Raw genomic sequence first — 9,053 nt, 5'->3', positions numbered from 1 at the left:
GTTGATCCACACCGCCCCGCAGTCGGCGCAGTCCATGCCGGTTGGCGGAGCAGTGTGAAGCACATTGTCGGGCAGGCGCTCAAGAAGATGGGCGAAGTCTATGGCACCGATCCCTCAGACTGCTTTGCCACTCTCGGTCCGGGCATCCGAGGCTGCTGCTACCAAGTAGATGAGCCGGTCATCGCCCCGCTTCAGCGTGCTGTGAGAGGCTGGCAGAGCTGTGTAAAACCTGCGGGGGAGGGTCGCTGGATGCTGGATTTGGCTCATCTGAATATCGGCCTCTTGCACGAGGTCGGACTCAGGCGGGACCGTATTTTTGACACCGGCCTCTGCACGGCCTGCCGTAACGATCTCTTCTATTCATACCGGGCCGAAAAACCCATCACGGGTAGGATGATGAGCCTAATCACCCTGATTTAGTTCACGGTTCATAGTTCACGGTTCACAGTCAGACGTCCAAGTTCCGAAACCCAACATCTAAGACCCAATACCGGGCTTTTTCTGTTTGCTGACAGCCGACAGCTGATTGCTGACAGCCGTTTTCTTCGTCGTCGGTCATCGGACTTCGGACGCTACCCGCTGCGTTGACACCTTTCAGGCCCTCTGTTACCTTACTCGAGAACGGGTTTCCGGGCGAGGCTCGAATGACTATAAAAGAGCGAGTAGAGGGCGTTCAGGAGCGGATCGCGGCGGCGGCCCTGAGGGTAGGTCGGGATCCCGGGGAGGTGGTCTTGGTGGCCGTGGCGAAGACCTTGCCGGCCTCGGCGGTTGAGGAGGTCATCGCCGCCGGCGTCAATAATATTGGAGAGAATCGTGTTCAAGAGGCCAAGGCGAAGATGGTCGAGGTCAAAGCCCCCTGTCACTGGCACATGGTGGGGCACCTGCAGACAAATAAGGCGCGGCTGGCGGTACGGCTTTTTGACTGGATCCAGTCTCTCGATTCCCCGAAGCTCGCCCACGAATTGCAGAAAGCGGGGTCTGACCTTGGGAAGCGGGTAAGAACGTTGGTGGAGGTGAATGTCGGCCAGGAACCAAACAAGACTGGGGTGATGGAAGCAGAACTTTTCTCCGTGCTCGAGCAGGCAGGGTCCCTGCCGAACCTCAGCATCGAGGGGTTGATGGCCATGCCTCCATATGATCCGGATCCCGAGGATGCCCGGCCTTACTTTCGCCGTCTCCACCAGCTTCGGGACGAAGCCGCCTGCCGCTTTCCTGAACTCGCATTGTCACAGCTCTCGATGGGCATGAGCCATGACTTCGAGGCTGCGGTCGAGGAGGGAGCCACGATAGTCCGGATTGGGACGGCCATTTTCGGCGAACGGCCAACGAAGTAGCACTCAACTGTCAGCAATCGGCAGTCAGCCACAAGGAGGCTAGGAGGCAGGGAGGAAATACCCGTTCCTCGTCTTGGGTTTTTGACTCCCTTGCCTTCCAGCTTTCTAGCGTCCAAGCGTTCCAGCTTAAGAATGAGATTGGATCTCTTCCTGAAGACCTCTCGCTTGGTCAAACGTCGGAGCCAAGCCAAGGCCCTCTGCGATGCAGAGCGGGTCCGGGTCAACGGACGTCCGGCGAAAGCGGGTCAACAAATTCGGGCGGGAAACCGCATTGCCCTGGATCTGTATCGGGGCGAGATGGTGGTCGAGGTACAAGAGATCCTGCCGGCGGTGAGGGGTCGGGGTGGAGCCTCGGCCCGGTATACGGTGGTGGCGGAGCGCCGATCGAGAAAGGGGATGATTGACCAGGGAGAAGAGGGGAGTGATGCAGGTTTTCATGAATAGCGCCAATGTGAAGGCGATCCAGGACGCCGTCGAGCATGGCCTCATCGATGGGGTGACCACCAATCCATCCCTGATTGCCAAGGAAGGCAGGAACTTTCGGGAGGTAGTCGAGGATCTGTCGGATCGTTCCCGGCCCGGTCAGCGTGGAGGTGGTAGGGACGACCTACGACGCAATGATGGCTGAAAGCCGGGAAGTCCGCCAAGATCGCTGACAATGTGGTGGTGAAGATCCCTATGCTCAAGGAAGGGCTCCGGGCGGTCCGGGACCTGAGCCAGGACGGGATCCGGAACCAATGTCACCCTCGTCTTCTCGGCGGCACAGGCCCTCCTTGGCGGCCAAGGCAGGGGCAACCTATGGTAAGCCCCTTTATTGGGCGCCTAGACGACCACGCCCATGTCGGCATGGATATCGTTCGCGATATCGTAACTATTTATGAAAATTACGCTTTTCCAGCCCAAGTCCGTGTGGCCAGTATCCGGCATCCCCTCCATTTTGTCGAGGCCGCGTTGTCGACTGCCCACGTCTCCACCGTCCCCCCCTCCGTCCTGCAATAGCTGCTAAAACACCCTCTGACCGACGTGGGGCTCGAACAGTTCCTGGCGGACTGGCAGAAGGTCCCCAAGGGGATATTTGACTCCCCTCGGGAGGCGAGGGGTCCCCGGAACAGCCCCTAAATCCGCCTCTCTGACCCCACTCCCCCCCCAATTCATTTTTTGCTTGACAACAATAGAACGAGATTTTACAATGCCGGCGCATTCAGGCATTGGCTATCCACACGCGTATAGAACTCCTTCCGAGTAAGTAAGCGCCGGATCGTCTTTCAGGGGTTCTCGAGAACGGGACCCTTCTTCCGAGCCTATTCCCCGTAACATATAGGCGGACGGATGGCTCATCGCCGCAAGGAAAAATCAGATTACATCGTCCAGTCGGTTGACAGGGCTTTCGACATCCTGGAGGCCTTCAACTATCAAGAAGAGGAGCTGGGGGTTACCGAGCTGAGCCAGAAGCTGGCGCTCCACAAGAACAACGTTTTTCGATTGCTGGCCACCCTCGAGTGCCGGGGGTATATCGAACAGGATAAAAAGACGGGAAACTACCGGTTGGGGATCAAGACCTTCGAGGTGGCCAATATTTTCCTCCATCATTTGGGCCTGAGACGCCAGGCCCGCCCCATCTTGGAGGAGTTGGTGAATCGGTGTGATGAAACAGCATATCTCGCCATTCTGGATGGTCCCGAGGTGGTGTATGTCTTGATGCACGAGACCACGCAGACGGTTCGCATCGTCCCACGCCTGGGGCACCGTCTGCCCGCACACTGCACCGCTTCCGGCAAAATCCAGCTGGCCCATGAATCGCGGGACCATATGGCCCATATCTTCGAAGGCCATGCGCTGAAGAAGTACACGGGCAACACGATTGATAATTATGAGAAGCTGATGAACCATCTGAAAGACGTCGCCCGGCTCGGCTACGCCGTAGACAACGAGGAATTGGAACAGGGGGTCCGGTGCATCGCGGCGGCGGTCAAAGATTACTCCCATCGGGTGGTGGCCGGGGTGGGGCTTTCGGGACCGGTCTCTCGGTTCTCCATGGAGCGGATCGAGAAGGAGTTGGTCCCCCTCGTCAAGGACGCGGCAATGAAGGTCTCCCAGCGCCTGGGTTACGAACTCCATTCCGTAAGCCTGGGATGATTGACGGATTGACAATGAAAGGAGGTGAGAATCAAAAGGAGACGAGAGAGGAATCGTGGTGTAAGACCGAACGGCTCACCCATTTCATCTAGCTAAAAGGAGGGTCAGCATGTCAAAGAGTTATCCGGTGCTACCCTGGCCAGCCGTTCCAACGCCGACCCCGGATGAAGTCTACAAAGGCGAGAGCGATGCGGCAAAGGAGTACGCGCTGTGGCTGGAGGCCAATCTCCGGCAGAGCGAAAACTTCAAAAAGCCTGAGGCCCTGAACAACATCCGGGTGCTCGACTGCAGCTCGATGATGATCATCGGCCACTGGTGCTCATCGCTCTTTTCAGAGCTGGGGGCCGAGGTGATCATGGTGGAACCTCCCGGAGGTGATCCGCTGCGCAAGCTCACCCCCTGGGGGCGGAAAGAGTACATGTTCAAGGATACAGAGACGGGCGAGGCGGTAGGCGCCCGCTTCCTGGCAGAGGCCCGGAGCAAGCAGTCCGTCACGTTGGACCTCACCAAGCCCGAGGGGCGTGAAATCCTCAAGAAACTTGCCATGCACGTCGACATACTCATCGAGAACGCCCCCCCCGGCCAGTTTGATGAGTGGGGGATCGGCTACCGGCAGCTCAGTCAGCTCAACCCCCGGTTGATCTACTGTTGGGTCGGCCAACTCGGCCAGTGGGGGCCCCTCAAGGATAAGCCGGGCAATCTCGATCCCACCGCCCAGGCCTCCTGCGGCTTTGTGCACGGCACCGGCGCTCCGGTGGCTTTCGGTGGAACCCCCACCCGATCCGGCTGGTGGATGTGCGACCAGGTCGGCGGGACCGGCGCAGCCATTGGAATCGTGACGGCGCTCTACTACCGGGAGCGGGTCTCGGGCCGAGGCCAGTTTGTCGAGGCGACCGGTGCGGCCGGCGTCATCCGCATCCTCGATTACAACTGGGGGTGGTACGGCGTGGACGGCAGTATCCGGCCCCGGTACGGCAACTGGGATCTCGCCATCAACATTTACGCGGTCAACCCCTGTAAGGACGGCCAGATCATGGTGGGCGGTGGCCACGACCGGCTCTGGTTCCGGATCTGGCGGACCGTCGGCAAGGATCGGCCGGAACTCGAGCAGCATATCGTAGAGGATCCCGCGCTCAAGGTGGTGACCGACCGGCTCCCGCACTTCCGGCAGGTCGAGACCTATACCACAATGTGCGAGTGGATGAAAGATAACACCCGGACCGATGCCGAAAATAAGCTTCAGGCAGAGGAGGTGGCCTCGGGCGGCGTCTCGTTCTTCGACGAAGTCTGCGAGTTTCCTCACTACAAGTATCGGGGACACCTGGAGGTCATCGACGACATCCTCTACGGCAAGGTCCTGCTCGGCGCCTCCGCCTTCCTCGGCCAGAAAACCCCGGGCCGGGTGAAGTGGATCGGCCGGCCGACCGGCTACGACAACGAGGATGTCTACCGTCGGCTGTTGGGCTTTTCAAAGGCGGACATGGACGGTCTCAAGAAGAAGGGGGTGATTTAATGGCGACGATGTCTTTTGAAGAGTATTGTCGAGACGTCTTTGACCCAAAAAAGGCGTTTGCCAAGCCAGAGCCGCTGAAGGGGGCGCGGTTCCTGAGCTGCACCCAGTACATCCTCGGTCCCTCCTGTGCCAATTATCTGGCCGAGCTGGGGGCCGAGGTGATCAAGATCGAGCTGCCCCGCCGGGGCGAGCCGATGCGGCATACCACCCCCTTCAACGAGCCCAAGCTCTACCCCTGCTCCAAGTGGTTGCCGGATGTGGGGACCGGGCTCGGTTTCTTCGGGGCCAACCACAACGAGTACTTCATCTCGGTCGATTTTCACAAGCCCGAGGGGCAGGAGATCGTCCGGATGCTCGGCGCCAAGGCCGACGGCGTAGCGGAGAACTACCGGGCCGGCACCTTTGACCGGTGGGGAATCGGCTATAGGCAGCTCAGCCAGATCAACCCCCGGATCATCTACCAGTGGCTGGGGGGCTTCGGTGGCTGGGGCCCCGGCCGGAAGCGGGCGAGCTACGACATCCTGGGTCAGGCCCAGGGCGGCTGCTTCTCGGTGACCGGCTGGCCAATCGACAAGGGAGGCAATCCGTCCAAGCAGACCATCTGGGTCATGGATTACTGGGGCGGGATGATGGGGGCCTTCCAGATCATCGCCTGTATGTACTGGCGTGACCATATCTCTGGCCAGGGCAACTTCATGGAGTACTCCCAGGTGCAGGGGGCCCAGCGGCACCTGTCCGACTGCATCGCACTGTATGGCCGTTACGGGCTCGTGGCCCAGCGGTTTGGGAACTGGGACATCCTCCTCTCTGTCCACGGGATCATCGGCTGCGGCAAGTCGTCGTATCCCGACTCCAAGAACCCGCAGGAGCTGGAGGTGGGCTACATCCTGGTCAGCGCGTACACCGATGCCGACTTCGCCAAGCTGATGAGGCTCATCAAGCGGGACGACCTGGCGAAGAAGTACACGGCCCACGATGAGCGGGTCAAGGCAGAGAGTCAGTACGAGATCTACCCGGCAATCGAGGAGTGGGCCAAGGACAAGACCAAAGAGCAGGTCCGGGATATCCTCGACAAGGAGGGGATCAACAACCAGCCGGTCTGGAATTCCAAGGAGGTTTCGACCCAAGAGCACTTCCACCTCCGGGGGGAGCTGGAGTGGCTGGATGATCCGTCCTTTGGGGAGTTGCAGAGCCAGGGGCCTGCCTTCCATTCGTCCGAGACTCCGCCCCGCCACAAATGGGCCTTCAAGCCGGTAGGGGCCGACAACGAGTACATCCTCGGCAAGCTCTGTGGCTTTTCCAAGACCAAGATTGCAGAGCTCGAGGCGGACGGGGTGATCTAACCAGGCTCTAACAAGAAGGAGGCATGCGCATGACAGATTATAAACACTGTCACCTGATTTTAGAGTGTGCCAAGTGCTCGGTGCTCAACTACATGGACCCCTTTTCCTACTGGAACTTCACGGGCAAGACCAAGTGCGCCGGCTGCGATTCAGTCTACGCCGTCACGTACTCCAACGGCCAGAGGATAAAGGGCCCGGACGCGGCCGAGGGGAAGCCCGATCGGCTGCCCGGCTTTGCCCAGACCAAGGACTTCAAGACCCAGTACACCTCGCCGGACAAGGTGAGCCCCCCGGCGTACGCGCGGGACCCGGCGAATAAACATGGACCGACCTACAAGAATGTCCGGGGAAACCTGGTGGCCGCCGGGAAGTTGACGGCTGCGGACCTGCAAGGGAGCCGCGCCCGGTTTATCGTGGAGGGCACACCCTATAAGCCGTCGTCGTAAGTGAAGTCACGGGGGCGCTCGACCCGAGAGCGCCCCCGTGCAAACCTTGGTGTACATGGGAGCAAGGAAAGGAGGCATTCAGGATGGCGAAAAGGACCTGGCCGACCGACACGTATCCCTTTGGGTGTCCCCACTACGCCCGGGCGCTCGATCCTCATATTGCGAAGGCGTACTGGGGCTACGATGTGGTGAACGACTGGCCCTACCAGAAAATCGTTGCCAAGGGGAGCGAGCCCAAGGAGTGTGATTACTGCAAGGGGACGGCTCCGATACGAAAAGGCTTTCCACTCGAGTAGCCTGTTCTTCATCGGGGGATGATAGGCACATCACGACCGCTTCGGCGGTCGTGATGTGTTTATGTTCCCATTGACACGTCCCTCTATGCAAGGTGGGGTGAGCCCCCGCTTTCCTCAGCGAAAGGAGAATAGAGCGATGAAGGTGGAGTTTTATTACAGCAGCAAGCATGCGCCCGGGGTCCAGTTTCCCTGTGATAATACAAAGGCCCTCGAGCTGTGCAAGCAGTTGAAGGACAAGGGGGTCAACGTCAAGACCCAGGACTGCGGGGAGGAGGCGGCTGCCTTCATGACGTATAATGCCGCCGTGACCGGCGCCCCCGCGGCGAAGCGGCCGGTCTTCGGCGCCAAGGGTGCATTAGAGGAGGAGTTCGGCAAGACGGTCCCGGCGCTGCTTGTCTTTGAAAAGGAAGCAGACCGGTACCCCAACGAGGTCTTTCCACGGTCAGATCGTGAGCTCAGTAGACTGGTCGGCATTGAGGAGGTCCTGCAGGATCTGTTGAACAAGGCCTAAAGAAAGAAGGAGGAGGGGTCATGGGAAAAATCCCAGAAGGGTATCTCCCCCCCAAGGAACTCTGGCCAACCTTGGTCTACAAGCTCCCCGAGTACCAGGCCTACCCGCAAAAATTCAACAGCACCGAGGAGCTGTTAGACAAACAGATGGCCGCGGGGAGAGGGGATCGGGCTGCCATCCTCTTTGAGGATAAAAAGATCCCGTATAAGGCGCTGCTCGGCATGGTCAACAAGCTCGGCAGTAGCCTGAAGGGCTTGGGGATCGAGGAGGCGGACCGGGTGGCCCTACGCGCCCCGAATATCCCCCCGGCGCTGGTGACGAATTTTGCGGTCCTGAAGATCGGCGGCATCTTCCTACCGACCTCCGGGCTCTTCTCCCGCGCCGAGATCGCCCACGTCTTCAACAATGCCGAGGTCAAGGCGGTGGTCGTGGCGGCGGCGCTGATCGAGGAACTGGAGAAGGCCAAGCCAGATCTCAAGACCTTACAGCATATCATCGTGATCGGCGGCACGCCCGAGCAGCAGGCCGCATGTAAGCAGAAAGGGTATCTCTTGTACCAGGAGCTGGTGGACGGCGGGAAGCCGGAGTGTGAACCAGTGCGCCGTGATCGCATGGATGTTTCGGTCCTGCTCTATACCTCTGGAACCACAGGGCCGCCCAAGGGGACAGCCCATTTCAATGAGGAGGCGCTCATCGTTCCAGATGGCTTCGGCAAGTACTGCTGGAACGTGACGGAGAACGATGTGATCCTGAGTGCCGCCCCCATCGCCATGGCTGCCGGATACTCCGCCGTGGCCACGATCCCCTACCGGTTCGGAGCGGCGGTCTCCATCTTCCCCCGCTTTAGCCCCGAGGGGATGTTCGAGCAGATCCAGAATCACAAGGCAACGGTTCTCTCGGCCCTGCCGACGGCCTATCGAAAGATGCACCAGATCCCCGGTGCGGAAAAGAAGTACGACCTGAGTTCCCTCCGAGTCTGTACGGGTGGGGGGGAGTCACTCACCGCGAAAACGTACGAAGATTGGAAGGAAAAGTTCGGCCAGGAGATCTTCGAGGGACTGGGGACCACCGAGATGATGTTCGTCTTTATCTCCTCCGCGGCCACCAAGAAGGTCAAGCCCGGCTCCATCGGACCAGCCATTCCGGGATATGAGGTCAAGGTGATCAACGAGGAGGGGAAGGAGTGCAAGCCGGGAGAGACCGGACAGCTCGTGGCGCGCGGCCCCACGGGGACGGTGTACTGGCGCGATCCCGAGAAGCAGCAGTCCGTAGTCAAGGAGGGCTGGTGCCGGGCCGGCGATATGGTTACCATGGACGAGGATGGCTACATCTGGTTCCTCTCCCGCGAGGATGACCTGATCAAGTCTTCCGGCTACCGAATCGGGCCGGAGGAGATCGAGGACGTCCTCGTCACCCACGCATCGGTGGCGGATGCGGGGGTCGTCGGGGTTCTAGACCCGATGATGGGCCAAAA

12 protein-coding genes are annotated in these 9,053 nt (G+C 59.8%); all 12 read left to right on the top strand.

Annotated elements, in window-relative coordinates; genetic code table 11:
- Positions 1-420 (top strand): polyphenol oxidase family protein (locus tag O6929_11165; protein ID MCZ6480947.1); only part of this gene is annotated, 420 nt, incomplete at its 5' end.
- A gap of 224 nt (positions 421-644) precedes the next feature.
- Positions 645-1,334, top strand: a complete 690-nt coding sequence (locus O6929_11160) for a YggS family pyridoxal phosphate-dependent enzyme (protein MCZ6480946.1) — start codon at positions 645-647, stop codon at positions 1,332-1,334.
- Between the two features lie 132 nt (positions 1,335-1,466).
- Complete coding sequence (locus tag O6929_11155; protein ID MCZ6480945.1) at positions 1,467-1,778, top strand: S4 domain-containing protein; 312 nt, start codon at positions 1,467-1,469, stop codon at positions 1,776-1,778.
- On the top strand, positions 1,759-1,962 hold the full coding sequence (locus O6929_11150) for a hypothetical protein (protein MCZ6480944.1): 204 nt from the start codon (positions 1,759-1,761) through the stop codon (positions 1,960-1,962). Before O6929_11155 ends, O6929_11150 begins: the two co-directional genes overlap by 20 nt.
- A 32-nt stretch (positions 1,963-1,994) precedes the next feature.
- The gene (locus O6929_11145) at positions 1,995-2,333 is read left to right on the top strand and encodes a hypothetical protein (protein MCZ6480943.1); all 339 of its coding nucleotides are present in this window, start codon (positions 1,995-1,997) and stop codon (positions 2,331-2,333) included.
- Between the two features lie 330 nt (positions 2,334-2,663).
- Positions 2,664-3,470: an IclR family transcriptional regulator gene (locus O6929_11140; GenBank protein ID MCZ6480942.1), complete on the top strand. Its 807-nt coding sequence runs from the start codon at positions 2,664-2,666 to the stop codon at positions 3,468-3,470.
- 109 nt (positions 3,471-3,579) lie between these two features.
- A complete protein-coding gene (locus tag O6929_11135) occupies positions 3,580-4,983 on the top strand; it encodes a CoA transferase (GenBank protein MCZ6480941.1) in 1,404 nt (467 codons plus the stop codon).
- The gene (locus O6929_11130; protein MCZ6480940.1) at positions 4,983-6,326 is read left to right on the top strand and encodes a CoA transferase; all 1,344 of its coding nucleotides are present in this window, start codon (positions 4,983-4,985) and stop codon (positions 6,324-6,326) included. The genes O6929_11135 and O6929_11130 overlap by 1 nt, the downstream gene beginning before the upstream one ends.
- Before the next feature lie 29 nt (positions 6,327-6,355).
- Complete coding sequence (locus O6929_11125; GenBank protein MCZ6480939.1) at positions 6,356-6,772, top strand: hypothetical protein; 417 nt, start codon at positions 6,356-6,358, stop codon at positions 6,770-6,772.
- Between the two features lie 83 nt (positions 6,773-6,855).
- Positions 6,856-7,068 carry a hypothetical protein gene (locus tag O6929_11120; protein ID MCZ6480938.1) on the top strand — a complete coding sequence of 71 codons (213 nt, stop codon included), beginning with the start codon at positions 6,856-6,858 and terminating at the stop codon, positions 7,066-7,068.
- 136 nt (positions 7,069-7,204) lie between these two features.
- Positions 7,205-7,579, top strand: a complete 375-nt coding sequence (locus O6929_11115; protein MCZ6480937.1) for a hypothetical protein — start codon at positions 7,205-7,207, stop codon at positions 7,577-7,579.
- A 20-nt stretch (positions 7,580-7,599) separates the two neighbouring features.
- Positions 7,600-9,053 (top strand): acyl-CoA synthetase (locus O6929_11110; GenBank protein ID MCZ6480936.1); only part of this gene is annotated, 1,454 nt, incomplete at its 3' end.

This window comes from Candidatus Methylomirabilota bacterium (assembly GCA_027293415.1).
In the GTDB taxonomy this organism is placed as follows: Bacteria; Methylomirabilota; Methylomirabilia; order Methylomirabilales; family CSP1-5; genus CSP1-5.
The sequence above is the reverse complement of the archived record's forward strand: the minus strand, read 5'-3'. Positions and strand labels throughout refer to the sequence as shown.